The organism is Pseudomonas citri, from assembly GCF_025336485.1.
Classification (GTDB): domain Bacteria; phylum Pseudomonadota; class Gammaproteobacteria; order Pseudomonadales; family Pseudomonadaceae; genus Aquipseudomonas; species Aquipseudomonas citri.
This window is the reverse complement of sequence record NZ_JAODAB010000006.1, coordinates 170,441-195,736: the sequence shown is the minus strand read 5'-3', so window position 1 is coordinate 195,736 and position 25,296 is coordinate 170,441. Positions and strand designations below refer to the sequence as shown.

Sequence of the window (25,296 nt, the reverse complement as noted above, 5' to 3'; positions counted from 1 at the left end):
CAGACTCGGTCGGCAGGGTCTGTATAATGGCCCGCTCGACCGGTTCGGCCAAGCTATCTCTATGCTGCGTACATTGTTTCCACGACTCCTCAAGGCACTGCTATGGTTCGCCATTGGCAGCGTTGCGCTGGTGCTGTTGTTTCGCGTAGTCCCCCCACCGTTCACGGCGCTGATGATCGAGCGCAAGGTTGAATCGTGGTTCAGCGGCGAGCCGATTGACCTGCAACGTACCTGGCAGCCCTGGGACCAGATCTCCGACAACCTCAAGGTGGCGGTGATTGCCGGCGAGGACCAGAAATTCCCCGAACATTGGGGATTCGATATCAGTGCCATCCAGGCCGCGTTTGCTCACAACGGGCGCGGCGGCTCGATTCGCGGCGCCAGCACCCTCAGCCAGCAAGTGTCCAAGAACCTGTTCCTGTGGTCGGGCCGCAGTTGGCTGCGCAAGGGCCTGGAAGCCTGGTTCACCGCGTTGATAGAAGTGTTCTGGCCCAAGCAGCGGATCCTCGAGGTGTACCTCAACAGCGTCGAGTGGGATGACGGAGTGTTCGGCGCCGAAGCGGCAGCGCGACATCATTTCCGGATAGGCGCCAGCGCCTTGTCCCGCCAGCAGGCCAGCCTGCTGGCGGCCGTACTGCCCAACCCGCGCGCGTGGAGCGCCAGTCGGCCAAGCCCGTATGTGCTGCGGCGCGCGAGCTGGATTCGCCAGCAGATGAGTCAATTGGGCGGCGACAGTTATCTGCTGGGCCTCAACAACGCCCGCCGAGCGCCCTGGGCGCAGTAACCGCAACACCTCAGTTCCCTTATGGGAGCGAGCCTGTGGGAGTTCAGCTTTGCTCCCACAGGAGCCGCGTGGACTTGAACATCGGACACGAACAAAAACGCCCCGATCATCACTGATCGGGGCGTTTTTCATGTGGCTACCACCGTCAGGCGGCGATCGACATCTTGAGCTTGTTCATCGCACTCTTCTCAAGCTGGCGAATCCGCTCGGCCGATACGTTGTACTTCTGCGCCAGGTCGTGCAGCGTGGCTTTTTCCTCAGCCAACCAACGCTGGTAGAGGATGTCGCGGCTACGTTCGTCCAGCACTTCCAAGGCTTCGTGCAAGCTGCTGTTGGAGTTATCGCTCCAGTCCGCATCCTCCAGTTGACGCGCCGGGTCGTACCGGTGGTCTTCCAGGTAATTGGCTGGTGACTGGAAAGCGCTGTCGTCGTCCGCTTCGGCAGCCGGGTCGAAGGCCATGTCCTGGCCGGTCAGGCGGCTTTCCATCTCACGCACTTCCCGAGGTTCCACCCCCAGGCTTTCCGCCACGCGATGGACTTCCTCGTTGTTCAACCAGGCCAAACGCTTCTTCTGGCCGCGCAGGTTGAAGAACAGCTTGCGCTGGGCCTTGGTGGTCGCGACTTTCACGATGCGCCAGTTGCGCAGGATGAACTCGTGGATTTCCGCCTTGATCCAGTGCACCGCAAACGACACCAGGCGCACACCCATTTCCGGGTTGAAACGCTTGACCGCCTTCATCAGGCCTACGTTGCCTTCCTGGATCAGGTCGGCCTGGGCCAGCCCGTAGCCGGAATAGCTACGGGCGATATGTACGACAAAACGCAGGTGGGCGAGCACCATCCGCCGAGCCGCCTCAAGATCCTGCTCATAGTAGAGACTCTCGGCCAGTTCACGCTCCTGCTCAGGCGTCAGCAATGGAATGCTGTTCACCGTGTGCACATAGGCCTCCAGGTTCGCACCCGGGACCAAGGCATAAGCAGGTTGCAAAGAAGTGGTCATACGAAAAAACCTCCGACTCACATAACTCGTGCAGTTCAGCACTGCGAAAATTGACCGGGAACCGCAAGGCAAGTTCCCACAAAAACCGAAAGGTCAATACGCGCAAAAAAAACTATTTTGGTGCAAGCTCCCGCAGGTGGCGTGCTACCGCAATCCATGCACCGATATAACCCAACAGCACCGCGCCAAGCAAGAGCGACAGACCGTCGGCGACTGGCACACCGGCCAGCGAGAAATCGCTGCCGTACAAACCAGCCAACCCCACTACCGCATCGTTCAGCCAGTCCAGGCCGAACGCCAATACACCCCAGGACAGGATCCCGGCGCCGAAGCCATACAGCGCGCCCATATAAAGGAAGGGCCTGCGTACATAACTGTCCGTGCCGCCGACGAGTTTAATCACTTCTATCTCGGTGCGGCGGTTTTCAATATGAAGACGAATGGTATTGCCTATCACCAAAAGTAATGCAGACACCAGGAGCACCGTCAGGCCGAAGACAAACCGGTCGCCGAGCTTGAGTATCGCCGCAAGACGCTCGACCCAGACTAGATCAAGTTGCGCCTGTTGCACCTTCGGCAATTCGGAAAGTCTTTGTCTTAATGCTTCAAGAGTTGGCTTATCGACCTCCTTCGGCGTCACCAGCACCACGCCCGGCAGGGGGTTTTCCGGCAACTCCCGCAGGGCTTCGCCCAGGCCGGATTGCTGCTGGAACTCCTCCAGCGCCTGGTCACGGCCGATGTATTCGGCATCGGCCACCCCTGGCATGACCTTGATCTGCCCGCGCAAAGCCTGGCCTTCGCCCGGCGTCGCCTCCAGTTGCAGGTACAGGGAAATCTGTGCCGCGCGCTGCCAGGATCCCCCCAGGCGCTCGACATTACTCAGCAGTAATGACAGCCCCATGGGCAAGCTCAGCGCCACGGCCATCACCATGCAGGTAAAGAAACTGCCAATGGGTTGCTTGCCCAGGCGCCGCAGACTGTCGAGCAGGCTGGCGCGGTGGCTTTCGATCCAGGCGCTGAGCAGCGTGGCGAAGTCCGGGCCATCGTCGTCATCGCGCTTTTTCTTTTGCGGCTGCGGGTCGGAGGCCTTCGGAGCCACACGCTCGGCCACTTTCGGACTGCGGGTTGCGCTCATACGCCAGCCTCCCCGTCACCGATCAAGCGACCGCGCTGCAAGGTGAGCATGCGGTGACGCATGCGAGCGATCAACGCCAGGTCGTGACTGGCGATCAGCACGCTGGTGCCCAAACGGTTGATGTCTTCGAATACGCCCATGATTTCCGCCGCCAGACGCGGGTCGAGGTTACCGGTGGGTTCGTCCGCCAGCAGCAAGGCCGGACGGTGGACAATGGCGCGGGCGATGCCGACCCGCTGTTGTTGGCCGGTGGACAAGTCACCCGGGTACAGCTCGGCCTTGTCCGACAGGGCCACGCGCTCCAGGGCCGAATCCACGCGCTTGCTGATCTCGGCCTTGGACAAGCCAAGGATCTGCAATGGCAACGCCACGTTGTTGAACACGGTGCGGTCGAACAGCAACTGATGATTCTGGAACACCACGCCGATCTGCCGTCGCAGGAACGGGATCTGGGCGTTGCTGATGGTGCTCAGGTCCTGGCCGGCCAGCAGCAACTTGCCGCTGGTGGGCCGCTCCATCGCCAGCAACAGGCGCAGCAAGGTGCTTTTACCGGCGCCGGAATGGCCGGTGACAAACAGAAATTCGCCCCGACGGACCCGAAAGCTCAGCTCATGCAGGCCGACGTGACCGTTCGGATAGCGTTTACCGACCTGTTCGAAACGAATCATGAGTGCTCCCGCTCGGCGAACAGAGCCTGGACAAAAGGCTCGGCTTCAAAGGTGCGCAAATCGTCGATGCTCTCGCCCACGCCGATGTAGCGGATCGGCAGGCCGAATTGCTTGGCCAGGGCGAAAATCACCCCGCCCTTGGCCGTGCCGTCGAGCTTGGTCAGCGCCAGGCCGGTCAGTTCGACGGTCTGGTTGAACTGCTTGGCCTGGTTGATAGCGTTCTGGCCGGTGCCGGCGTCCAACACCAACAACACCTCGTGGGGCGCGTCGACGTCGAGCTTGCCAATCACCCGGCGGACCTTCTTCAACTCTTCCATCAGGTTGTCTTTGGTGTGCAGGCGACCGGCCGTGTCGGCGATCAGCACATCGATGCCACGGGCCTTGGCGGCCTGGACGGCATCGAAGATCACCGAGGCAGAGTCGGCGCCGGTGTGCTGGGCGATCACCGGGATCCTGTTGCGCTCGCCCCACACTTGCAATTGTTCGACCGCCGCGGCGCGGAAGGTGTCGCCAGCGGCGAGCATGACCTTCTTGCCCTCCAACTGCAGCTTCTTGGCCAGCTTGCCGATGGTGGTGGTCTTGCCGGCGCCATTGACGCCCACCACCAGGATCACGAACGGTTTGTTCTGCGAGGTGATCACCAGCGGCTGTTCCACCGGCTTGAGCATGTTGGTCAGCTCACCTTGCAGGGACTTGTACAGCGCATCGGCATCGGTCAGCTGCTTGCGTGCCACTTTCTGCGTCAGGCTCTGGATGATCACCGAGGTGGCCTCCACACCGACATCCGCAGTCAGCAGGCGGGTTTCGAGATCGTCCAGCAATTCGTCATCGATGACTTTCTTGCCCAGGAACAGGCTGGCCATGCCTTCGCCAATACTGGCGCTGGTCTTGGACAGGCCTTGCTTGAGTCGGGCGAAGAAGCCGAGCTTGCTTTGCTCCGCCGCGGGCTCTGGCTCGACGACCGGCGCAGGCGCCGCCGGTGCGCTGGCTTGCACCGGAGCCTCGACAATCGGCTCCACAGGCATCGCCGCGACAGGTTGCACCAGGGGCGGAATCGGCGGGGTGATGTGTGGGGCCTGGGCGTCTTCAACCAGCGCCACCGGTTCTTCCGCCACCGGCAGGGTCAGCCAGGCAGCAGGTTCGGCGGGCCGGGGCGGATGCTGTTCAGCCAGCGGCTCGACGACAGGCTCCGGCTCGACCGGTTGCAGCACCGGCTCGGCCAACGGCAAGACGATGGGCGCCGCCTCTTCGACCGGCTGTTCGGCGGCGGGCTCAGGCGTCGGTTGTGGCTGTTCGACGACGGTTTCCTGCGGCTTCTTGCGCAGCCATCCGAACAGGCCTTTTTTCTCGCCAGCCGCAGCTGGGGTCTTCTTGTCGTCGTTGGAACCAAACATGGAGGACGGCTATCTCACGGTAGCGACGCGCCACGGGGCGCCTCGGTGATAAAAAATTCGATGCTGAACAGACTGCGTTTCATCCAGCTTGTTCACGCGCAACAGATTGTCGAAATGTCCCCTGGACACCCCGCGGTCGTTTTTTACTCAGGACTGGCACGGCATCATCGGCGAAAACGCAGGGATCAACGAGCAAACCCGCTGCTTCTGCGAAAAACCCGGACAACCCCAGGCCGATAAAAGGCCCGATAGGCGTGGCCGCCAGTAAAACGGACCGTTATCCTAGCACCCTCTCGCCCGCCGACGCTAAGACCTAGCGGGCAGCCCAACAGGTTTAAACACGAATGAATGCCCTTGCCCGCCGCGCCGCAGGCCTGCTGCTCAGCACAGTCTGCCTGCCGTTTTCAGTCCTGGCTGCCGACCCACAACCCACCCATGAATTCATCCTCGACAACGGCCTGAAGGTCGTGGTGCGCGAGGACCATCGGGCCCCAGTGGTGGTCTCCCAGGTCTGGTACAAGGTCGGCTCCAGTTACGAGACGCCTGGCCAGACCGGGTTGTCCCATGCCCTGGAACACATGATGTTCAAGGGCAGCGAGAAAGTCGGCCCCGGCGAGGCATCGTTGATCCTGCGCGACCTGGGCGCCGAAGAAAATGCCTTCACCAGCGACGATTTCACCGCCTATTACCAGGTACTGGCCCGGGACCGCCTGGGCGTGGCCTTCGAATTGGAAGCCGACCGCATGGCCAGCCTGCGCCTGCCGCCGGAGGAGTTTAGCCGCGAGATCGAAGTGATCAAGGAAGAGCGCCGCCTGCGCACCGACGACAAGCCGATGTCCAAGGCCTTCGAGCGTTTCAAGGCCATGGCCTACCCGGCCAGCGGCTACCACACCCCGACCATCGGCTGGATGGCCGACCTGGACCGGATGACGGTAACGGAGCTGCGTCACTGGTACGAATCCTGGTACGTGCCGAACAACGCGACCCTGGTGGTGGTCGGCGACGTGACACCGGACGAGGTCAAGACCCTGGCCCAACGTTATTTCGGCCCCATTGCCCGGCGTGACGTGCCTTCGGCGAAGATCCCACTGGAACTGGCCGAGCCGGGTGAACGCCAGATCACCTTGCATGTGCAGACACAGTTGCCGAGCCTGATGCTGGCCTTCAACGTGCCCAGCATCGCCACGGCAACGGACAAGCGCCTGGTCAATGCCCTGCGGCTGATCTCGGCCTTGTTGGACGGCGGCTACAGCGGTCGGATCCCGACCCAGCTGGAGCGCGGCGAAGAACTGGTGTCGGGCGGTTCGTCGAGCTACGACGCCTACACCCGTGGCGATTCGTTGTTCACGTTGTCGGCCGCACCCAATACCCAGAAAAACAAAACCATGGCGCAGGCCGAAGCCGGCCTGTGGCGCCTGCTCGACCAGTTGAAGAGCACCGCCCCCACCGCCGAAGAGCTGGAACGTGTGCGCGCCCAGGTCATCGCCGGCCTGGTGTACGAACGCGATTCGATCACCAGCCAGGCCACGGCTATCGGCCAGTTGGAAACCGTCGGCTTGTCCTGGAAGCTGATGGACACCGAGCTCGCCGACCTGCAAAGCGTGACCCCGCAAGACATCCAGAAGGCAGCCCAGCTGTATTTCACCCGCTCGCGCCTGAGCGTTGCCCACATCCTGCCCGAGGAAAAGGCTCATGAGTGAGCGTAAATCACCGCGCCTGGTATTGATCGGCGTGGCCGTCCTGGCCCTGGCCGGATCCTTGGCGTTCTACCTGGCGCCCACCACGGGCGTGACGGCCAGCCAGGCCCTGGACAAGGCCAAATCCGGCAACAAACTGCAATCACTGGCCGAACTGGACGACAAGGCCCCCAGCCACCGCCAGCTTGACGTACAGACCTGGAAAACCGCCGACGGCGCCAAGGTGCTGTTTGTAGAAGCCCGTGAGCTGCCGATGTTCGACCTGCGCCTGACCTTCGCCGCCGGCAGCAGCCAGGACGGTGGCACGCCGGGCCTGGCGCTGCTGACCAACGCGATGCTCAACGAAGGCGTGGCGGGCAAGGACGTCAGCGCCATCGCCCAAGGGTTCGAGAGCCTCGGCGCAGACTTTGGCAACGGTGCGTTGCGGGACATGGCCCTGGCCTCGCTGCGCAGCCTCAGCGCAGTGGACAAGCGTGAGCCGGCCTTGAAGTTGTTCGCCGACGTCGTCGGTAAACCGACCTTCCCGGCCGACTCCTTCGCCCGCATCAAGAACCAGATGCTGGCGGGCTTCGAATATCAGAAGCAGAACCCCGGCAAGCTGGCGGGCCTGGAATTGATGAAGCGCCTGTACGGCGACCATCCGTATGCCCACTCCAGCGACGGCACCGCCGAAAGCATCCCGCCGATTACACTGGCTCAATTGCGAGCCTTCCACGCCAAGGCCTACACCGCCAGCAACGCGGTGATTGCATTGGTGGGCGACTTGTCCCGCGCCGAGGCCGAAGCGATTGCCGGTCAGGTATCTGCAGCGCTCCCCAAAGGTCCCGCACTGGCAAAGACCCCGGCGCCGGTGGAGCCGAGCCCGAGCGTCAGCCATATCGAATTCCCGTCCAAGCAGACCAACCTGCTGCTGGCCCAACTGGGTATCGACCGGGACGACCCGGATTACGCCGCCGTATCCCTGGGCAACCAGATCTTGGGCGGCGGCGGTTTCGGCACGCGGCTGATGTCCGAGGTCAGGGAAAAGCGTGGCCTGACCTACGGCGTATACTCCGGCTTCACGCCGATGCAGGCCCGCGGTCCCTTCATGATCAACCTGCAAACCCGTGCCGAGATGAGCGAAGGCACCTTGAAACTGGTGCAGGACGTGTTCGCCGACTACCTCAGGGATGGTCCTACCCAGAAAGAACTCGACGACGCCAAGCGTGAGCTGGCCGGCAGCTTTCCCCTGTCCACCGCCAGCAACGCCGATATCGTCGGCCAGCTCGGAGCCATGGGGTTCTATGACTTGCCGCTGAGCTACCTGGAGGATTTCATGCGCCAGTCCCAGACGCTGACCGTGGAGCAGGTCAAGGCTGCCCTGAACAAACATTTGAGCACGGACAAAATGGTCATCGTCACCGCCGGCCCGACCGTTGCGCAGAAACCGCTGCCGGCCCCTTCTGACAAACCTGCCGAGCAACCGCTCGGAGTCCCGGAGCATTAATGGCCCGTCCATCGAATTCCAGCAAGAAACCCACTCACAATGGCGTGAACCAGTTGCGCATCATTGGTGGTGAATGGCGCAGTCGACGCCTGAGCTTCCCCGACGCCCCCGGTCTGCGCCCCACCCCGGACCGGGTCCGCGAGACCCTGTTCAACTGGCTGGCGCCCTACGTGGCAGGTGCCCGGGTGCTCGACCCGTTCGCCGGCAGCGGCGCGCTGTTTCTCGAGGCGCTGTCACGTGGCGCCGCCATGGGCCAGGCGCTGGACGCCAGCAGCCTGGCGGTCTCCAGCCTGAAAGAACACCTGGGCACGCTGCGCTGCACCGTCGGCCAGGTGCAGACCGCCGACGCGCTGCGCTACCTCGACAGCCAGCCGGCGACCCCCTTCGACCTGGTGTTCCTCGACCCGCCCTTCAATCAGAATCTGTTGCCGACGGTGTGCACGTTACTCGAGGAGCGGTATTGGCTGGCCGAGGATGCCTGGGTCTACACTGAAAGCGAGACCGCCCCGTCCACATTGGGCTTGCCGGGAAATTGGCGCCTGCATCGCGAGCAGAAGTCCGGACGGGTGTATTACGCGTTGTGGCAGCGTTTGACAAAGGACATGGACTAAACGGCCGCCCCTTGCATCGAGAGTGATTGTGCCTGCCGTCCCTGAACATTTCGTCCCCGCCCTGGGCCTTGGCAATCCACACTTGCAAACCTTGTGGGGCCCCCTATGGCGCAAAACCACACCCATCGAGCGCGAGCGCGAGCGGCTGTGGCTGGATGACGGGGATTTCCTCGACCTCGACTGGCACGGCCCTCACAACGTCAAGGCCCCGGTGGTATTGGTGCTTCACGGGCTGACCGGCTCATCCAACTCGCCGTATGTGGCGGGTCTGCAACAAGCCCTCGGCAACCGGGGCTGGGCCAGTGTCGCGTTGAACTGGCGCGGCTGCTCGGGCGAGCCGAACCTGCTGCCGCGCAGCTATCACTCAGGCGTCAGCGAGGACCTGGCAGCCACCATCGCTCATCTGCGGGCCTGCCGGCCCTTGGCCCCCTTGTTTGCAGTGGGTTATTCACTGGGCGGCAACGTGCTGCTCAAGCACCTGGGAGAGACCGGCCACAACAGCCAGCTGCAAGGCGCGGTGGCCGTTTCGGTGCCGTTTCGCCTCGACCAGTGCGCAGACCGCATCGGCCAGGGCTTCTCCAGGTTCTACCAGGCGCATTTCATGCGCTCGTTGGTGACCTACGTGCGCAACAAGCAGCGCAAGTTCCAGCACGATGGGCGCCACGAAGGGCTGCAAACCCTCACCGCACTGGGCCCCTTGGAGAACATGCGGACCTTCTGGGACTTCGACGGCCGGGTAACGGCTCCTCTGCACGGTTTTTCGGACGCGGCGGACTATTACCGTCGCGCCTCCAGTCGATATTTCCTGGGTGGAATCAGTACGCCGACGCTGGTCATCCAGGCTGCCGACGACCCTTTCGTATTTCCCCACAGCCTGCCCGAACCCGGCGAGTTATCCGCCTCTACCCGATTCGAACTCCATGCACGAGGTGGGCATGTGGGTTTCGTCGAAGGCTCCTTGCGGCGTCCGGGGTATTACCTGGAGCGGCGGATTCCCCATTGGTTGGCCAGCCTGGGCCATGGCCGAGCGTAGAACCCTCCGACGGAATAACCCCTATGGGGCAAGCCTACCCCTACAGCTTATTCCCCCGTCGCCACGCCCCGCCGGGGATCGTTGATCCATTCACTCCACGACCCGGCGTACAGTTTCCCCAGGGGATACCCGGCCAGGCACAAGGCAAAGAGGTTATGGCACGCCGTCACGCCGGAGCCGCAATAGGCCACCAGATCGGTGGGTGAGCGTGCACCCAGTTTTTCGGCGAAGCGCTGCTTGAGCTGGTCGGCCGGCAGGAAGCGCCCGTCACCGCCCAGGTTGTCGGTGAATGCGGCGCATTGCGCCCCCGGTATGTGCCCAGCTATGGGGTCAATCGGCTCGACTTCACCCTTGAAACGCGGCAGCGCGCGGGCGTCCAGCAAGGTCATGTCCGATTGACCCAGGCGTCGTTGCAGCGCTTGTGCGTCGAGCAGCAGGGTAGCGTCCGGCGCGCCGCTGAATGTCCCCCGACGGCCAGCAGGGGGATCGAGACTCAAAGGCAAGCCGGCGGCGTGCCAGGCCTTGAGTCCGCCGTCGAGGATGAACACACCCTCGCGCTTACCCAGCCAGGCCAGTAGCCACCAGGCCCGCGCGGCGTAGGCGCCGGGGCCATCGTCGTAGAGCACGATCTCGCTGTCGTTGTCGATACCCCAGGACTGGAGGCGCGCTATCAAAGCCCCGGGCTCGGGCAGCGGATGACGCCCGGTCACACCCTTGGTCACCGGCCCGCTCAGGTCACGTTCAAGGTCCGCGAACGACGCACCCGCAATGTGGCCCTCGGCATAACTGCGCTGGCCATAATCCGGGTCCTCCAGGGCAAAGCGACAATCGAGGATCACCAACCCGGGTTGGGATCGTCTCTGTTCGAGGGCTTGGGGGCTGATGAGTTGCGCAATCGGCATGGTGGGCTAGCTCCTTTGGCGAAAATCGAAAGTCCAATCCCAGGCTCTGTTTGAAAAGTCTTGAGACGAAGGTGAGGCGGTTTTTAACGCAGCATCACCGAGTATCAAGGCTTTTCAGACAGCGCCTAGGCCTACTGCCCATCCTCCAGGGTCTGGGCCAGTGGTACATAAAACTCCTTGCACAGCGCATCCACCGCTTCGCGGGCCTGGTCGGTCACGAAACCGGCTTCCAGCACCAACACCTGGTACACGCCCCGCTTGATGGCCTGTTCGCTCAGGTGGCTGAAGTTCTCCCGCGTGGTGCACAGGAACCGCACCCACGAGGTGAGGATGATCCAGGCGTTGAGCGTCAGGGACTCGATCTGCACGCGGTCCATCTTCAGGATGCCGGCGGCGACGAACCCCTCGTAGATTGCGGTGCCATGGATCAGGCTGCGCTGGGAAAACCGCCGGTAGCGCGCGGCCAGGTCCGGATCGCTGTCGAGCAGATGTTCCAGGTCCCGGTGCAGGAAGCGGTAGCGCCACATCGCGGCCAACAACTCCTGCAAATAGAAACGCTTGTCTTCCACCGTGGCCGCACGCCCCTGGGGAGGCCGCAGGAAGCTGTCCACCAGGTTCTCGTATTCACTGAACAGCACGGCGATGATCGCTTGCTTGTTAGGGAAGTGGTAATAGAGGTTGCCCGGCGACATGTCCATATGAGCGGCAATGTGGTTGGTACTGACGCTGCGCTCGCCCTGCTGGTTGAACAGCTCCAGGCTGTTCTGCACGATGCGCTCGCTGGTTTTTATTCGTGTGGCCATGATTTGGACTTTAATTCGTCGAAGGCATTGAAAGGCATCTTACGACCTATCGGTCGTAGCACAACCCCAAAGCCCTTTACGGATGTCATTTGACTTTTTAGAGTTATAGCTCTAAAAAGCACCCACTCCAATAATAATCCGGGGCCGACAATGCCTGCCGACGTCGCTTACCTGCATGAATCTCAACTGCAACCGGGCGAACTGCGCGCGCTCTTCGAAGCCCAGCGCCAAGCCTACACCGCCCATCCGATGCCTGCGGCCGAACAACGCCGACAATGGCTCAAGGCATTGCAGGAGGTGCTGAGTAACGAACGCCAGGCCCTGATCGACGCCATCCGCCAGGATTTCAGCCATCGCAGCGCCGACGAAACCCTGCTGGCCGAATTGATGCCCAGCCTGCATGGCATCCATTACGCCCGCCGGCACCTAACAGGCTGGATGAAACCTTCCCGACGCAAGGTGGGCCTGGCCTTCCAGCCGGCGTCGGCCAAGGTGGTGTACCAGCCACTGGGCGTGGTTGGCATCATCGTGCCGTGGAACTATCCGCTGTTCTTGGCTATCGGCCCGCTGGTGGGAGCACTGTCGGCCGGCAACCGAGTGATGCTCAAGCTCAGCGAAGCGACCCCGGCCACCGGGTTGCTGCTCAAGCAACTGCTGGCCCGGGTGTTTCCCCAGGATCTGGTCTGCGTGGTGCTGGGCGAGGCGGAGGTCGGCATGGCCTTTTCCAGACTGCCCTTCGATCACCTGCTGTTCACCGGCGCCACCAGTATCGGCAAGCACGTGATGCGCGCCGCCGCTGAAAACCTGACCCCGGTAACCCTCGAACTGGGTGGAAAATCGCCCGCCATCGTGTCCGTCGATGTGCCTGCCAGGGACGCCGCCGAACGTATCGCCTTCGGCAAGACCCTGAACGCCGGGCAAACCTGCGTGGCACCGGACTACGTGCTGGTGCCACAGAACCGCGTCGCTGAATTCGTCGAAGCCTATCGCGAGGCGGTTCGCCGGTTTTATCCGACCCTGGCGGACAACCCGGACTACACCGCCATCATCAACGACCGTCAGTTGGCGCGACTCAATGGCTATATCAGCGACGCCACCAGCAAGGGCGCGTTGCTGATCGAGCTGTTCGAACAAGGCCAGGACCGCCGCATGGCCCACAGCGTGCTGCTCAACGTCAGCGACGAGATGACCGTCATGCAGGATGAAATCTTTGGTCCGCTGCTGCCTATCGTGCCCTACGAAAACCTGGACCAGGCCTTTGCCTATATCAACCGGCGACCCCGTCCACTGGCGCTTTACTACTTTGGCTACAACAAGGCGGAACAGCAGCGCGTGCTCCACGAAACCCATTCCGGTGGTGTCTGCCTGAACGACACACTGCTGCACGTCGCCCAGGACGACATGCCGTTCGGCGGAATCGGCGCCTCGGGCATGGGGCATTACCACGGGCACGAAGGTTTCCTGACCTTCAGCAAGGCCAAGGGCGTCTTGGCCAAACAGCGCTTCAACGCCGCGAAGCTGATTTATCCGCCCTACGGCAAACCTTTGCAGAAGCTGATCCAGAAGCTGTTTGTCCGCTGACGCGCGTCTTCCCGGGTAGTCACCATCATGAACCCAAGCCTCACCGACACACCCGCGCTGTCACGGCGCGGCCTGCTGAAATTCAGTCTCGGCAGCAGCCTGTTCCTGGCCACCGTGGGCGTGGGGGTCAGCCTCAGCGGTTGCTCGCCAAGCCAACCGGCCAGTGGCCTGATGGCCCTGCGCGACAGCGACCTGCCGTTCCTGCGCAGCATCATCCCGGTGATGCTGGACGGCGCAGTAATCGCCGAACAGATCCCCGTCGCCAGCGACGCGACCCTGCGAAATCTGGACACCGGCCTGGCCCACCTGTCCCCGTCCATGCTCAAGCTCACCCACCAGTTGTTCGACGTACTCACCCTGGGCGTCACCCGTGGACCGCTGACAGGCATCTGGGGCTCGTGGGAAAGCGCCAGCGCCGAGGACATTCACCAGTTCCTCGCCCGGTGGGAAAACAGCTCGCTCGACCTGTTGCGCCAAGGCCACAACTCATTGCTGCAACTGGTGATGATGGCTTGGTACAGCCGCCCCGAGGCCTGGGCGCATTGTGGGTATCCGGGGCCTCCAACAGTCTGAAAACCCAAGCAAAACCTGCGGGACCTTCCTTATCAACTCATAACAATAAGAGCCCCCGAACATGCCCGTCCCCGATCTCTTCCGCGAAGGCTTGGCCCATGGCTGGACCACCTACAACGGCGCCGAGCTGACCCAGGACCTGACCTTGGAAACGGACGTGGCCATCGTCGGCAGCGGTGCCGGCGGTGGCACCACCGCCGAAATCCTCAGCGCCGCGGGCTATGACGTATTGCTGATCGAGGAAGGTCCGCTCAAGACCAGCAGCGACTTCAAGCTCCTTGAAGACCAGGCCTACAGCAGCCTGTACCAGGAAGGCCTCGGGCGCATGAGCAAGGACGGCGCCATCACCATCCTCCAGGGGCGAGCGGTGGGCGGCACCACGCTGATCAACTGGACCTCCAGCTTCCGCACGCCCACGCAAACGCTCGAGCATTGGGCCGCCGAGCACAACGTCAAGGGACACGGCCCCGCCGAGATGGCCCCCTGGTTCGAACGCATGGAGCAACGCCTGGGCGTGGCGCCGTGGCTGATTCCACCCAACGCCAACAACGACGTGATCCGCAAAGGCTGCGAGCGCCTGGGCTACAGCTGGCATGTCATCCCGCGCAATGTCCGCGGTTGCTGGAACCTGGGTTACTGCGGCATGGGCTGCCCGACCAACGCCAAGCAGTCGATGCTGGTCACCACCATCCCGGCCGCCCTGGACAAGGGTGGCGCGCTGCTTTACCTGGCCCGAGCCGAACGGCTGACGATCAAGAACGACGCCGTCGTCGGCCTGGAGTGCCTGGCCATGGACGCGCGCTGCGTGGCGCCAACCGGGCGGCGGATCGTCGTCAAGGCACGGCACTACGTGCTGGCCGGCGGCGGTATCAACAGCCCCGGGCTGCTGTTGCGCTCCGCTGCACCGGACCCGCATGAACGCCTGGGCAAACGCACGTTCCTGCATCTGGTGAACATATCCGCCGGGCAGTTCGACGAAGTCATCAACCCGTTCTACGGCGCGCCGCAGTCGATCTATTCCGATCACTTCCAATGGCAGGACGGAACCACGGGCAAAATGTCCTACAAGCTCGAAGTCCCGCCCTTGCACCCGGCCCTCGCCGCCACGCTCTTGGGCGGCTACGGCACCGAGAACGCTCTGCACATGTCCCGACTGCCCCACACCCACGCCATGCTGGCGCTGATGCGCGACGGCTTCCATCCGGACAGCCCCGGCGGAACCGTCGAATTGCGCAGCGATGGCTCCGCCGTACTCGACTACAAGGTTTCGCCCTATGCCTGGGACGGCTTGCGCCGGGCGTTCCACAGCATGGCCGAGATTCAGTTCGCCGCCGGCGCCCGGGCGGTCATGCCGCTGCACAGCAATGCGCGCTATGTGAAGCGCCTGGCCGAGGCCCGCAACCTGATCGACGGCCTGGACCTGGCCTTGTACCGCACGCGCCTGGGCAGTGCCCACGTGATGGGGGGCTGCGCCATGGGTGAAGACCCCGGAAGTGCCGTGGCCGACAGCCTCGGTCGTCACCATCAACTGGGCAACCTGTCGATCCACGACGGTTCACTGTTTCCCACGAGCATTGGTGCGAACCCGCAATTATCGGTGTACGGGCTGACGGCGAAACTGGCGAGCGCCCTGGCCGAACGCCTGAAAAACCCATGAGGATCCGGTTTATTCGCAGCGTCTATAGTGCCGCCTTATCCCACAGTCGACTTGGCCGACCGTAGCAGGCTGCGATACCATCCGACTCCCCAACGCACTCCCGCCAGGACGACGCGATGAACCGAGTGTTGTACCCAGGTACCTTCGACCCTATTACCAAGGGGCATGGCGATCTGGTCGAACGCGCCTCGCGCCTGTTCGACCACGTGATCATTGCCGTCGCCGCCAGCCCGAAGAAAAACCCGCTGTTTCCGCTGGAGCAACGTGTAGAACTGGCCCGCGAGGTCACCCAGCACCTGCCCAACGTGGAAGTGGTCGGCTTCTCGACACTGCTGGCGCAGTTCGCCAAGGAAAAGAACGCCAATGTGTTCCTGCGCGGCCTGCGCGCGGTCTCGGACTTCGAGTACGAGTTCCAGCTGGCCAACATGAACCGCCAACTGGCGCCCGACGTCGAAAGCCTGTTCCTGACCCCGTCGGAACGTTATTCATTCATTTCCTCGACCCTGGTGCGGGAAATCGCGGCCCTGGGCGGGGATATCACCAAGTTCGTCCATCCGGTCGTGGCCGATGCGCTGACCGAGCGCTTCAAGAAGTAACTCGCAAGCGCTGCGACTCGTCTCGCAGCCCGGCGCAGTCCATCGCACCCGCGTGCACTGCGCTCGCCAATGCGGCACAATTGCGCCCATACGTTTTCAGATGCCCGGGCCGAATGCCCCGGCAGGAGCTTGCATGTCCCTGATCATCACCGACGACTGCATCAATTGCGACGTCTGCGAACCCGAATGCCCGAACGAAGCCATTTCCCAGGGCGAAGAGATCTACGTCATCGACCCGAACCTGTGCACCCAGTGCGTCGGCCATTACGACGAACCCCAGTGCCAGCAGGTTTGCCCGGTGGATTGCATCCCGCTGGACGAAGCCCATCCGGAGACTGAAGAACAGTTGATGGAGAAGTATCGCAGGATTACCGGCAAGGCTTGAGCCGGGTGGTTTTGTAGGCTCTGTACGAAAAGCCTCACTCCTGCTGCTCAAACCCCTCCCCGACGCACCCCAGGCACCGCACGAACGTGGCCTTCGCCGGGTCCACCACCAGCGCTTTCCCCGCGTCGCCCACCCCACCGCCCAGCGCGGTAAAGGGCAACGACACAACGAACGCCCCGGCACCGATCACCGTGGCGGCGAGCAGCAGCGGCCGGGCGATCAGCAGGTCGCCGATCATGGCGTAGGCGGGTGGATTCTGGATGGTGTAGCGCGGGTCGCCGCTGCCGTTGTTCGCCACGGCAGGCAAAGCGACCGTCAGCAGCAGCGCTGGAACGACAGGTCGAAACAGTTTCATGGTGCGATCCTTCGGCTAAAAACAGTATGACTACTGACTATAGACCGTAGGACAGATCAACTGACCGCTCAGCTCTGACAGCGTGGACACCAGACACTGGCGCGCTGGCCCAGGCGGATTTCCCGCAGCCCCGCGCCGCAGACCTTGCACAGCTCTCCACCCCGGCCATACACGAACAGTTCCTGCTGGAAATAACCGGGCTGGCCGTCCCCGCCGATGAAGTCCCGCAATGTAGTGCCGCCGCGCTCGATGGCATGGGCGAGGATGCGCTTGATCTCGATCGCCAGCTTCAAGTAGCGCGCCCGGGAAATGCCTCCGGCTTCCCGGCGCGGATCGATGCCGGCGGCGAACAGCGCTTCGGTCGCATAGATATTGCCCACGCCCACCACCACGGCGTTGTCCATGATGAACGGCTTGACCGCCATGGAACGTCCGCGGGAAAGATGGAACAAGCGTTCACCGTCGAACAGATCGGTCAACGGCTCCGGCCCGAGGCGAATCAACAGTTCGTGATTGAGCGGGTCCAGGCTCCAGAGCATCGCGCCGAAACGCCTGGGGTCGGTGTAACGCAAGGCCAGGCCGGACTCCAGCTCGATGTCGACATGCTCATGCTTGGCGGCGGGCAGGCCGACCTCCACCAGCCGCAGGTTACCAGACATACCGAGGTGGCTGATCAGGGTGCCGACCTCGGCATTGATCAGCAGGTACTTGGCCCGCCGATCCACCTGCACGATGCGCTGGCCCGAAAGCCGCACATCGAGGTCTTCGGGGATCGGCCAGCGCAAACGCCGGTCGCGCACGATCACACGGCTGACCCGCTGTCCTTTGAGATGCGGGGCGATCCCGCGGCGGGTGGTTTCGACTTCCGGCAGTTCTGGCATAGGGCTCTCAAATCAGGCGAAGCTCGGCGCGGGTTGCCCGGCGCTTAGCGAGTGGCGAGGTCGCGGATTTCCTGTTTCTGGGTCTGGAAATCGTATTCCGACAAACCGATGTAATCGAGCACCAGATGCCCGACGCACTCCCACTCGTGATCGACGGCCTGGTTACCGAGCACCCGGTACGAGGCGCAGATGTTCTCGGACATCTTCAAGACCGCCAGCAGGTTCTTCAGCAGGCTGTTGTTGCGCGAAGACTCGTCGCTGAAAATCGCCAGGGCATTGTGGTGGTTCGCGATGGCCTGGCTGACGTGGTCCGGCAGGCGCCAGGACTTGGAGGTGTAGTAGCCGACCACCGCATGGTTGGTGTTGAACACGCGGTTCTCTGTATCCACGACCCGGCATTCGGTACTGGCATTGGCATAGGCCTCTTCCAGCACACCCATGTAATCGGGGAACTGCTTGAGCATCAGCGGCACGCCACAATCGTGGAACAACCCCAATGCGTAGGCTTCGTCACCGTTGTCCAGGCCGACGCGCTTGGCGAGGGTCAGGCAGGTCATCGCCACGTCCTGGGCCGTGTCCCAGAAGCGATTGAGGGTGACGATGGCGTCGTCGTGCAACTCGCCCTTGATCGACTGGGCGTTGATCAGGTTGATGATCGACCGGCTGCCCAACAGGTTCACCGCGCGCTGGATCGAGGTGATCTTGTTGCGCAGGCCGTAATACGGCGAGTTGACGATCTTGAGCAACGCCCCCGACAGGCCCGGGTCCTGGGAGATCAACTTGGCGATGGTCTCCAGGTCCGGGTCGGGCATGTACTGCTCCATCTGCAGGTCCACCATGATCTGCGGCTGGGGCGGCACGCTGATGCCTTGCAGGGACTGTTGGATCTGTTCGGCGGAAAGCTCTTGGGACATGGGTACACACTCCGGGATCAGGCGGCGATTCTAACCCTTAAAGATGGATCCGATACACCGCCCGGCCACCGATCGTCCTTCAGGCCCGACAAGCGCCGCAACACGGTATACTCCCGCTCTTTTTTTCCGGAGCGACGTCATGTCCCTGCCCAGCCTGCGCCTCAAAGCCAACGCCGACCGTCGCCTGCGCGCCGGCCACTTGTGGGTCTACAGTAACGAAATCGACGTAGCCGCTACCCCGCTGCACGGTTTCAAGGCCGGCGACCAGGCCATCCTCGAAGCCGCTGGCGGCAAGCCGCTGGGCATCGTCGCGATGAGCCCCAACAACCTGATCTGCGGGCGCCTGCTGTCCCGTGACGCGAAGCTGCCGCTGGACAAATCCCTGCTGGTGCATCGCCTCAATGTGGCGCTGTCCTTGCGCGAACGCCTGTTCGACAAGCCGTTCTATCGCCTGGTCTACGGCGATTCCGACCTGCTGCCAGGCCTGGTGGTCGACCGTTTCGGCGACATCCTGGTGGTGCAGATCGCCTCGGCCACCATGGAAGCCCACAAGGACGACGTGATCGCCGCCCTGACCCAGGTGCTCAAGCCCAGCGGCATCCTGTTCAAGAACGACTCCGCCGCCCGCGATGCCGAAGGTCTCGAGCGCTACGTCGACACGGTATTCGGCCTGGTGCCGGAGTGGGTAGCGCTGGAAGAGAACGGCGTGAAATTCGAAGCGCCGGTCATCCAAGGCCAGAAAACCGGCTGGTTCTACGACCACCGCATGAACCGCGCCCGCCTGGCCCCCTACGCCAAAGGCAAGCGCGTCCTCGACCTGTACAGCTACATCGGCGGCTGGGGCGTGCAAGCGGCGGCTTTCGGCGCCAGTGAGGTGTTCTGCGTCGACGCCTCGGGCTTCGCCCTCGATGGCGTCGAGCGCAACGCCGCCCTGAACGGTTTCGCCGACAGAATGACTTGCATCGAAGGTGACGTCTTCGAAGCCTTGAAGGAACTCAAGGCCAGCGAAGAACGCTTCGACGTGATCGTCGCCGACCCACCTGCGTTCATCAAACGCAAGAAAGACATGAAAAACGGCGAAGGCGCCTACCGCCGCCTGAACGAGCAAGCCATGCGCCTGCTGACCAAGGACGGCATCCTCGTCAGCGCTTCGTGCTCGATGCACCTGCCCGAAGACGACCTGCAAAACATCCTGCTGACCAGCGCCCGCCACCTGGACCGCAACATCCAGTTGCTCGAACGCGGCGGTCAGGGGCCGGACCATCCGGTGCACCCGGCCATCGCCGAGACCCGCTACATCAAGAGCATCACCTGCCGGTTGTTGCCCAACAGCTGAGGCAGGGCGGGGCTGGAGCCATCGCTCATGCCCCGCACACCCGACACCGAAATCGCAGCCTTGGCTGCGATTTTTTTTGCCCGTCTGACAGGGCTTTCACACAAAAGTTAATGAACAGCAGAAGCCTGTAGGAGAACCCCCACGTTATTACCAGAGCCTTCCTACTCAATCTCCCCGTGCCAGACAAGCATTCGCCATTAGGATTGAACACGACCCTTTGAATACGCTCTGGAACCCGGCAATGACTGATACGCAAAACCGTGTGGCGACCGGCAAACCTGCCACCGTCGGCTTATTGCTGGCGCTGACATTGCTCAGTGTCTTTCCCATCGATGTCGTGCTGCCGTCCTTCCCAGCCCTTTCCGAGCATTTTGACAGTTCATCGTCGGACATCGCCCTGTCGGTCAGCCTGTTCGCGGTGGGCATCGCCCTTTCACAGTTGCTGGTCGGCCCGCTCTCCGACGTCATGGGGCGAAAAAAACTGCTGCTGATCGGCATCACGGTGTCCGCCATCGGCGCAACAGGTTGCGTGCTCGCCGACGGCTACTGGTCCTTTCTGTTCTTTCGGGTCGTCCAGGCCCTGGGATGTGGTTGTTTTGTCCTGGCACAGGCACTGATCCAAGACCTGTTCAGCGCCCGGGAACAGCAGCGACTGCGGATCTTCCTGGTCACCTGCGGGGGCATTTTCATTTCGCTTTCGCCCCTGGCCGGCACCGGGCTGCAAAGCTGGATGGGCTGGCGCGGCAGCTTCCTGGTGTTCATTGGCCTGGCCATCGCTGTGTGGGTGGGCGCTGCCCTGTTGCTGAAACACACTGCCACGGTGGGCCAACCCAGGCGCCTGGATTACATCGCAGCCTATTCAAAGGTCTGCAGCGACTTCAGTTTCATGGCCTATTGGCTCACATCCGCGCTCGCGTTTTCCTGCCACTTCTCGTTCATCGTCATTTCGCCACTGATCCTGATCGACCAGCTACACCTTTCGCCCGAGGCTTTTTCGCTGGCATTGCTGGGCTATGGGCTGGCCTACATCGGCGGGGGCGCGGTGGCGTCGGTGCTGAGCAATCGGATCGACTCGCAGACACAAATCATCACCGGTCTTTGCCTGATCCTCGCGGCGGGCGTCCTGATGCTGCTTCTCGCCAGCCGCCTGGGCCTGTCGGTCACCACCTTGTTGCTACCCATGATCGTGTGCACCGCCGGAACCACCATCGCCCGCGCCGCCGCCCACACCCGGGCCATGAACATATTCCCCGATCAGGCCGGGACGTCAGCCTCGGCCGGCAGTGTGCTGATCTTCATTGTCGGCGGGTTGGCCAGCGCCACCCTAAGCCTCACCCCGCTGGCCCTGCAAACCACCCTGGCCCTGAACCTGATCTCACTGAGCCTGCTGGGGCTGGCCCTCAACGCTCTGGTCCGGCGTCGCCACAGGGTGCTGTTGGCAGGTTGACGATTGCCAGTCGTCATCCCGCACGCGACATTGGCATCCGATCAGCGCTTTGCGTCATTTCATCCTGGCGCCAGCGGTGTAGAATCGCGACATTCATCGCCATTCATCCCCGGCGGGTTTATGAGCTCATGCCGAGGCGCGCAGCGATCCTGCACGGTCAGCGGCCACTTCCGGACACACGGGCAAACACGGGTGTTCCAGAGGTCAACAGAAGCTCACTTCCCATTGATACCTGATAAGTACCTGATTTGCCGCCCGGAGTGCTCCATGCCTGATTACCGCTCGAAAACATCCACCCACGGCCGCAACATGGCCGGCGCCCGTGCCTTGTGGCGCGCCACGGGGATGAAGGATGACGACTTCAAGAAGCCGATCATCGCCATTGCCAACTCCTTCACCCAGTTCGTACCCGGTCACGTGCACCTCAAGGACCTGGGCCAACTGGTCGCCCGGGAAATCGAACGCGCTGGCGGCGTGGCGAAAGAGTTCAACACCATCGCCGTGGACGACGGCATCGCCATGGGCCACGACGGCATGCTCTATTCGCTGCCGAGCCGCGAGATCATCGCCGACTCCGTCGAGTACATGGTCAATGCCCACTGCGCCGACGCCATCGTGTGCATTTCCAACTGCGACAAGATCACCCCCGGCATGCTCATGGCCGCCCTGCGCCTGAACATCCCGGTGATCTTCGTCTCCGGCGGCCCGATGGAAGCCGGCAAGACCAAGCTCGCCAGCCACGGCCTCGACCTGGTCGATGCCATGGTGATCGCCGCCGACTCCAGTGCCTCTGACGAAAAGGTCGCCGAGTACGAGCGCAGCGCCTGCCCGACCTGCGGTTCGTGCTCCGGCATGTTCACCGCCAACTCGATGAACTGCCTGACCGAAGCCCTGGGCCTGGCCCTGCCGGGCAACGGTTCGACCCTCGCCACCCACAGTGATCGTGAACAGCTGTTCCTGGAAGCGGGCCGCACCATCGTTGAACTGTGCAAGCGTTACTACGGTGAGAACGACGAGTCGGTGTTGCCGCGCAACATCGCCAGCTTCAAGGCGTTCGAAAACGCCATGACCCTGGACATCGCCATGGGCGGTTCCACCAACACCATCCTGCACCTGCTGGCAGCAGCCCAGGAAGCCGAGGTGGATTTCGACCTGCGGGACATCGATCGCCTGTCGCGCAACGTGCCGCAGTTGTGCAAGGTCGCGCCGAACATCCAGAAGTACCACATGGAAGACGTGCACCGTGCCGGCGGGATCATCAGCATCCTCGGCTCCCTGGCCCGTGGCGGGCTGCTGCACACCGACCTGCCGACCGTGCACAGCAAGACCATGGCCGAGGCCATCGCCAAGTGGGACATCACCCAGACCACCGACGAAGCCGTGCATCATTTCTTCAAGGCCGGCCCGGCGGGTATTCCGACGCAAACCGCCTTCAGCCAGTCGACCCGTTGGGAAACCCTGGACGACGACCGTGAAAACGGCTGCATCCGCAGCGTCGAACATGCCTACTCCAAGGAGGGCGGCCTGGCCGTGCTCTACGGCAACATCGCCCTGGACGGCTGCGTGGTGAAAACCGCCGGCGTCGACGAGTCGATCCATGTGTTCGAAGGCAACGCGAAGATTTTCGAAAGCCAGGACAGCGCCGTGCGCGGCATCCTCGCCGACGAAGTGAAGGCCGGCGACATCGTGATCATTCGCTACGAAGGTCCGAAAGGCGGCCCGGGCATGCAGGAAATGCTCTACCCCACCTCTTACCTGAAGTCCAAGGGCCTGGGCAAAGCCTGCGCCCTGCTGACCGATGGCCGCTTCTCCGGCGGCACCTCGGGCCTGTCCATCGGCCACGCTTCGCCGGAAGCCGCCGCGGGCGGCGCCATTGGCCTGGTGCGCGACGGCGACAAGGTGTTGATCGACATTCCGAACCGCTCGATCAACCTGCTGGTCAGCGATGAAGAACTGGCCGGCCGCCGCATCGAACAGGACAACAAGGGCTGGAAACCGGTGGAAGTGCGTCCGCGCAAAGTCACCACGGCCCTCAAGGCCTACGCCCTGCTCGCCACCAGCGCCGACAAGGGTGCGGTGCGTAACAAGGCGATGCTCGAAGGGCTGTAAGCCTTACATCGCCCATGAAAATGCCCCGCCAAGTGCGGGGCATTTTTTGGGCTCTCATTTGCCTTGCAGCCATGGAGTCTCTTGTGGCGAGGGAGCTTGCTCCCAGGGGATCGTGGGCTTACTGGATATCTTCCGGCTTGACGATCACCCAGTTCTTGTCCGCCGTCACCGGCAGCCCTTCCTTGGCCTGGGCGGCGGCGTGCTTGGCCATCATGCCGTTGATCTGGGTCATGTACTTGTCCTTGCGGTTGACCCACAGGTGGATGCCGCCCTTGGCCACGTCCACATCGTGGAACAGCATGTAGCCGTCACTGCTTGGCGTGTCGCCGCCCACCAGCACCGGTTTTTTCCATTCGTCGATGTAGGTCAGGATCGCCGCGTGCTTGCCGGCCATCCAGGTTGCCGGGGTCCACAGATAAGGCGTGTACACCAGGTCGAGGTTGGCTTTCTCGTCATATTTGCCGGCGGTGATCTGCTTGCGTGCGGTGGTCAGCTCACCGCTCTTGGAGTCCTTGAGCAGCGTGGTCACGCCAATCACGTTTTGCGGCTTGAGGTTGTAGCCATACTTGGGATCGGAGGCGACCATGCGCACCAGCTCTTCCGACGCCGCGGTCATGACATAGACCTCGATGCCGTTTTCCATCAGTTTGTTGTACAGCTCGGCCTGGCCGGTGAAGACCTTGGGTGGGTTGACGTTGTACTGGACCACCTTGTCGCCATCGTAATAGGTGGTCGGCACCGGTTTGCCGGACGCCATCAGCTCATCGACGTTGGCCTTGAGCTCCTTGAGGGTGAAGCCGGAAAACACCTGGGCAATCCACGGGTAGCAGACCATGTCGTCCACTTCGCACAGGCGGTAGTAATAGCTGAACAGGCTTTCCTTGTGATCGGCGGTGTCCTTGAACGGCATCAGCTTCAGGGAAGGGTCCAGGGATTCACGGGTGATGAGGCCCTTGTTCTCCATGAACGGCAGCAACGATTCCTCAAGGTCATAGCGGTAACTGGTGTTGTCCATGTCGAACACCGCGTAGTTACCCTTGTTGGCATTGGCCGCGATCATGGCCTCCAGCGCCTTGGCCTGCTCGGCCGGCCAGTGCTTGAGTTCGGTGGCAAGTGCCTGGCCGGCGAGACCAAGGCTCAGGGCAACAGCGAGAAAACGAGGTACGAGCTTCATCGGCATTTCTCCCAGGTTCAAAGAACCCGACGCTAACAAATGCCTGTGACAGTCCTCGCCTGCCCGCGACCGCTTGCGTCCTGATCACGCCAGCGGCATACCCATAAACGCCACGCCCTTATTCCATAAACGACAATCGATATGCTTCTTTAGCATTAATTCGTTAGTTATCAGGTTGTTAGGCTCTGTATGAGGTGTGGGAACAGGGCTTACCGCTTTTCCCACACCTCGAAGCTGTACGCCGGTTTGTCACCTTCGGCCGGGTTCGGTTGATTAGAAACCAGCGTCCACTGGCTGGAATCGAACTCCGGAAACCACGCATCCCCTTCCGGGCTCAGCGCCACGCGGGTCAGGTAGAGGCGATCGGCCTGCGCCAGGGCCTGGGCGTACAGCTGGGCACCGCCGATCAGCATCAGCTCATCGACACCCTGCTCCAGCGCCCAGGCCTCGGCCCGCGCCACTGCCAACTCCAGCGAGGAAAAAACCTCGGCACCGTCGAGCACCAGGCCCGGCTGGCGACTGACCACGATGTTCAGGCGCCCCGGCAGCGGTCGACCGAGGGAATCCCAGGTCTTGCGCCCCATGATGATCGGCTTGCCCAGGGTGGTGGCCTTGAAGTATTTGAAATCCCCCGGCAAGTGCCAGGGCATGCTGTTGTCGACGCCGATCACGCGGTTTTCACCGAGGGCTGCGATCAGGCTTAAGGGAAGGGTCTTGTTCATGGCCGCGAGGATACCAGAGGCCCGGCGTACCCCGACAGGCGTCACAGCGGTTA

Annotated in this window: 24 protein-coding genes; 13 read left to right on the top strand and 11 right to left on the bottom strand. The window is 62.5% G+C overall.

Translation table 11 applies throughout. The features are described from left to right. Positions 1-61 precede the first annotated feature (61 nt). Positions 62-784, top strand: a complete 723-nt coding sequence (mtgA, locus tag N4Q37_RS09835) for a monofunctional biosynthetic peptidoglycan transglycosylase (protein ID WP_260957426.1) — start codon at positions 62-64, stop codon at positions 782-784. 145 nt (positions 785-929) lie between these two features. Here the strand turns inward: mtgA and rpoH are convergent, their stop codons facing one another. The 4 genes from rpoH to ftsY all read right to left on the bottom strand — a co-directional run bounded on the left by rpoH (position 930) and on the right by ftsY (position 4,981). After that, complete coding sequence (rpoH, locus tag N4Q37_RS09830; protein WP_260957425.1) at positions 930-1,784, bottom strand: RNA polymerase sigma factor RpoH; 855 nt, start codon at positions 1,782-1,784, stop codon at positions 930-932. 112 nt (positions 1,785-1,896) lie between these two features. After that, positions 1,897-2,919: a permease-like cell division protein FtsX gene (gene ftsX / locus N4Q37_RS09825; RefSeq protein WP_260957424.1), complete on the bottom strand. Its 1,023-nt coding sequence runs from the start codon at positions 2,917-2,919 to the stop codon at positions 1,897-1,899. Further along, positions 2,916-3,587 (bottom strand): cell division ATP-binding protein FtsE, encoded by a 672-nt coding sequence (ftsE, locus tag N4Q37_RS09820; protein ID WP_053148274.1) that lies wholly within the window; start codon positions 3,585-3,587, stop codon positions 2,916-2,918. Before ftsE ends, ftsX begins: the two co-directional genes overlap by 4 nt. Further along, on the bottom strand, positions 3,584-4,981 hold the full coding sequence (gene ftsY / locus N4Q37_RS09815) for a signal recognition particle-docking protein FtsY (RefSeq protein WP_260957420.1): 1,398 nt from the start codon (positions 4,979-4,981) through the stop codon (positions 3,584-3,586). The genes ftsE and ftsY overlap by 4 nt, the downstream gene beginning before the upstream one ends. Positions 4,982-5,325: 344 nt before the next feature. Between ftsY and N4Q37_RS09810 the strand changes: the two genes are divergently transcribed. Genes N4Q37_RS09810 through N4Q37_RS09795 form a run of 4 tightly spaced genes read left to right on the top strand, consistent with a single transcriptional unit; the run spans position 5,326 to position 9,808 of the window. Continuing rightward, positions 5,326-6,681 (top strand): M16 family metallopeptidase, encoded by a 1,356-nt coding sequence (locus tag N4Q37_RS09810; protein ID WP_260957418.1) that lies wholly within the window; start codon positions 5,326-5,328, stop codon positions 6,679-6,681. Then, entirely contained in the window at positions 6,674-8,164 is a 1,491-nt protein-coding gene (locus tag N4Q37_RS09805) for a M16 family metallopeptidase (RefSeq protein WP_260957416.1), read from the top strand. Before N4Q37_RS09810 ends, N4Q37_RS09805 begins: the two co-directional genes overlap by 8 nt. After that, complete coding sequence (gene rsmD / locus N4Q37_RS09800; protein ID WP_260957414.1) at positions 8,164-8,775, top strand: 16S rRNA (guanine(966)-N(2))-methyltransferase RsmD; 612 nt, start codon at positions 8,164-8,166, stop codon at positions 8,773-8,775. The genes N4Q37_RS09805 and rsmD overlap by 1 nt, the downstream gene beginning before the upstream one ends. 28 nt (positions 8,776-8,803) lie before the next feature. Continuing rightward, entirely contained in the window at positions 8,804-9,808 is a 1,005-nt protein-coding gene (locus tag N4Q37_RS09795; RefSeq protein WP_390897917.1) for a hydrolase, read from the top strand. 47 nt (positions 9,809-9,855) lie between these two features. Here the strand turns inward: N4Q37_RS09795 and N4Q37_RS09790 are convergent, their stop codons facing one another. Beyond that, positions 9,856-10,710 carry a sulfurtransferase gene (locus N4Q37_RS09790; RefSeq protein WP_260957412.1) on the bottom strand — a complete coding sequence of 285 codons (855 nt, stop codon included), beginning with the start codon at positions 10,708-10,710 and terminating at the stop codon, positions 9,856-9,858. Positions 10,711-10,841: 131 nt separating this feature from the next. Next, positions 10,842-11,513, bottom strand: coding sequence for a TetR/AcrR family transcriptional regulator (locus tag N4Q37_RS09785; protein ID WP_260957410.1), 672 nt, complete (start codon positions 11,511-11,513; stop codon positions 10,842-10,844). A 150-nt stretch (positions 11,514-11,663) separates the two neighbouring features. Between N4Q37_RS09785 and N4Q37_RS09780 the strand changes: the two genes are divergently transcribed. The 5 genes from N4Q37_RS09780 to N4Q37_RS09760 all read left to right on the top strand — a co-directional run bounded on the left by N4Q37_RS09780 (position 11,664) and on the right by N4Q37_RS09760 (position 16,305). Beyond that, positions 11,664-13,094 (top strand): coniferyl aldehyde dehydrogenase, encoded by a 1,431-nt coding sequence (locus tag N4Q37_RS09780; protein ID WP_260957408.1) that lies wholly within the window; start codon positions 11,664-11,666, stop codon positions 13,092-13,094. A 27-nt stretch (positions 13,095-13,121) separates the two neighbouring features. Next, positions 13,122-13,667, top strand: a complete 546-nt coding sequence (locus N4Q37_RS09775; RefSeq protein ID WP_260957407.1) for a twin-arginine translocation pathway signal protein — start codon at positions 13,122-13,124, stop codon at positions 13,665-13,667. A 61-nt stretch (positions 13,668-13,728) separates the two neighbouring features. After that, positions 13,729-15,324 carry a GMC family oxidoreductase gene (locus tag N4Q37_RS09770; RefSeq protein ID WP_260957405.1) on the top strand — a complete coding sequence of 532 codons (1,596 nt, stop codon included), beginning with the start codon at positions 13,729-13,731 and terminating at the stop codon, positions 15,322-15,324. A 116-nt stretch (positions 15,325-15,440) separates the two neighbouring features. Next, entirely contained in the window at positions 15,441-15,920 is a 480-nt protein-coding gene (gene coaD, locus N4Q37_RS09765) for a pantetheine-phosphate adenylyltransferase (RefSeq protein WP_260957403.1), read from the top strand. A 133-nt stretch (positions 15,921-16,053) separates the two neighbouring features. Further along, complete coding sequence (locus N4Q37_RS09760; protein WP_085621653.1) at positions 16,054-16,305, top strand: YfhL family 4Fe-4S dicluster ferredoxin; 252 nt, start codon at positions 16,054-16,056, stop codon at positions 16,303-16,305. 34 nt (positions 16,306-16,339) lie between these two features. On the opposite strand, the gene N4Q37_RS09755 is transcribed toward N4Q37_RS09760, so the two are convergent. The 3 genes from N4Q37_RS09755 to N4Q37_RS09745 all read right to left on the bottom strand — a co-directional run bounded on the left by N4Q37_RS09755 (position 16,340) and on the right by N4Q37_RS09745 (position 18,401). Then, entirely contained in the window at positions 16,340-16,660 is a 321-nt protein-coding gene (locus N4Q37_RS09755) for a multidrug transporter (RefSeq protein WP_260957400.1), read from the bottom strand. A 68-nt stretch (positions 16,661-16,728) separates the two neighbouring features. Continuing rightward, a complete protein-coding gene (gene mutM / locus N4Q37_RS09750; RefSeq protein ID WP_260957398.1) occupies positions 16,729-17,541 on the bottom strand; it encodes a bifunctional DNA-formamidopyrimidine glycosylase/DNA-(apurinic or apyrimidinic site) lyase in 813 nt (270 codons plus the stop codon). A 44-nt stretch (positions 17,542-17,585) separates the two neighbouring features. Then, complete coding sequence (locus tag N4Q37_RS09745) at positions 17,586-18,401, bottom strand: HDOD domain-containing protein (RefSeq protein ID WP_260957679.1); 816 nt, start codon at positions 18,399-18,401, stop codon at positions 17,586-17,588. Positions 18,402-18,594: 193 nt separating this feature from the next. On the opposite strand from N4Q37_RS09745, the gene N4Q37_RS09740 reads away from it, so the two are divergent. The 3 genes from N4Q37_RS09740 (at position 18,595) to ilvD (ending at position 23,347) form a co-directional block, all read left to right on the top strand. Then, positions 18,595-19,791, top strand: a complete 1,197-nt coding sequence (locus tag N4Q37_RS09740) for a class I SAM-dependent rRNA methyltransferase (RefSeq protein WP_260957395.1) — start codon at positions 18,595-18,597, stop codon at positions 19,789-19,791. Between the two features lie 241 nt (positions 19,792-20,032). Further along, entirely contained in the window at positions 20,033-21,238 is a 1,206-nt protein-coding gene (locus tag N4Q37_RS09735; RefSeq protein ID WP_260957393.1) for an MFS transporter, read from the top strand. A gap of 267 nt (positions 21,239-21,505) precedes the next feature. Further along, positions 21,506-23,347 (top strand): dihydroxy-acid dehydratase, encoded by a 1,842-nt coding sequence (gene ilvD / locus N4Q37_RS09730; RefSeq protein WP_260957391.1) that lies wholly within the window; start codon positions 21,506-21,508, stop codon positions 23,345-23,347. A 118-nt stretch (positions 23,348-23,465) separates the two neighbouring features. On the opposite strand, the gene N4Q37_RS09725 is transcribed toward ilvD, so the two are convergent. Both N4Q37_RS09725 and N4Q37_RS09720 read right to left on the bottom strand, forming a co-directional pair. Next, on the bottom strand, positions 23,466-24,521 hold the full coding sequence (locus N4Q37_RS09725; protein ID WP_260957389.1) for a haloacid dehalogenase-like hydrolase: 1,056 nt from the start codon (positions 24,519-24,521) through the stop codon (positions 23,466-23,468). A gap of 209 nt (positions 24,522-24,730) precedes the next feature. Continuing rightward, positions 24,731-25,243: a dihydrofolate reductase gene (locus N4Q37_RS09720; RefSeq protein ID WP_260957387.1), complete on the bottom strand. Its 513-nt coding sequence runs from the start codon at positions 25,241-25,243 to the stop codon at positions 24,731-24,733. Positions 25,244-25,296: the final 53 nt, after the last annotated feature.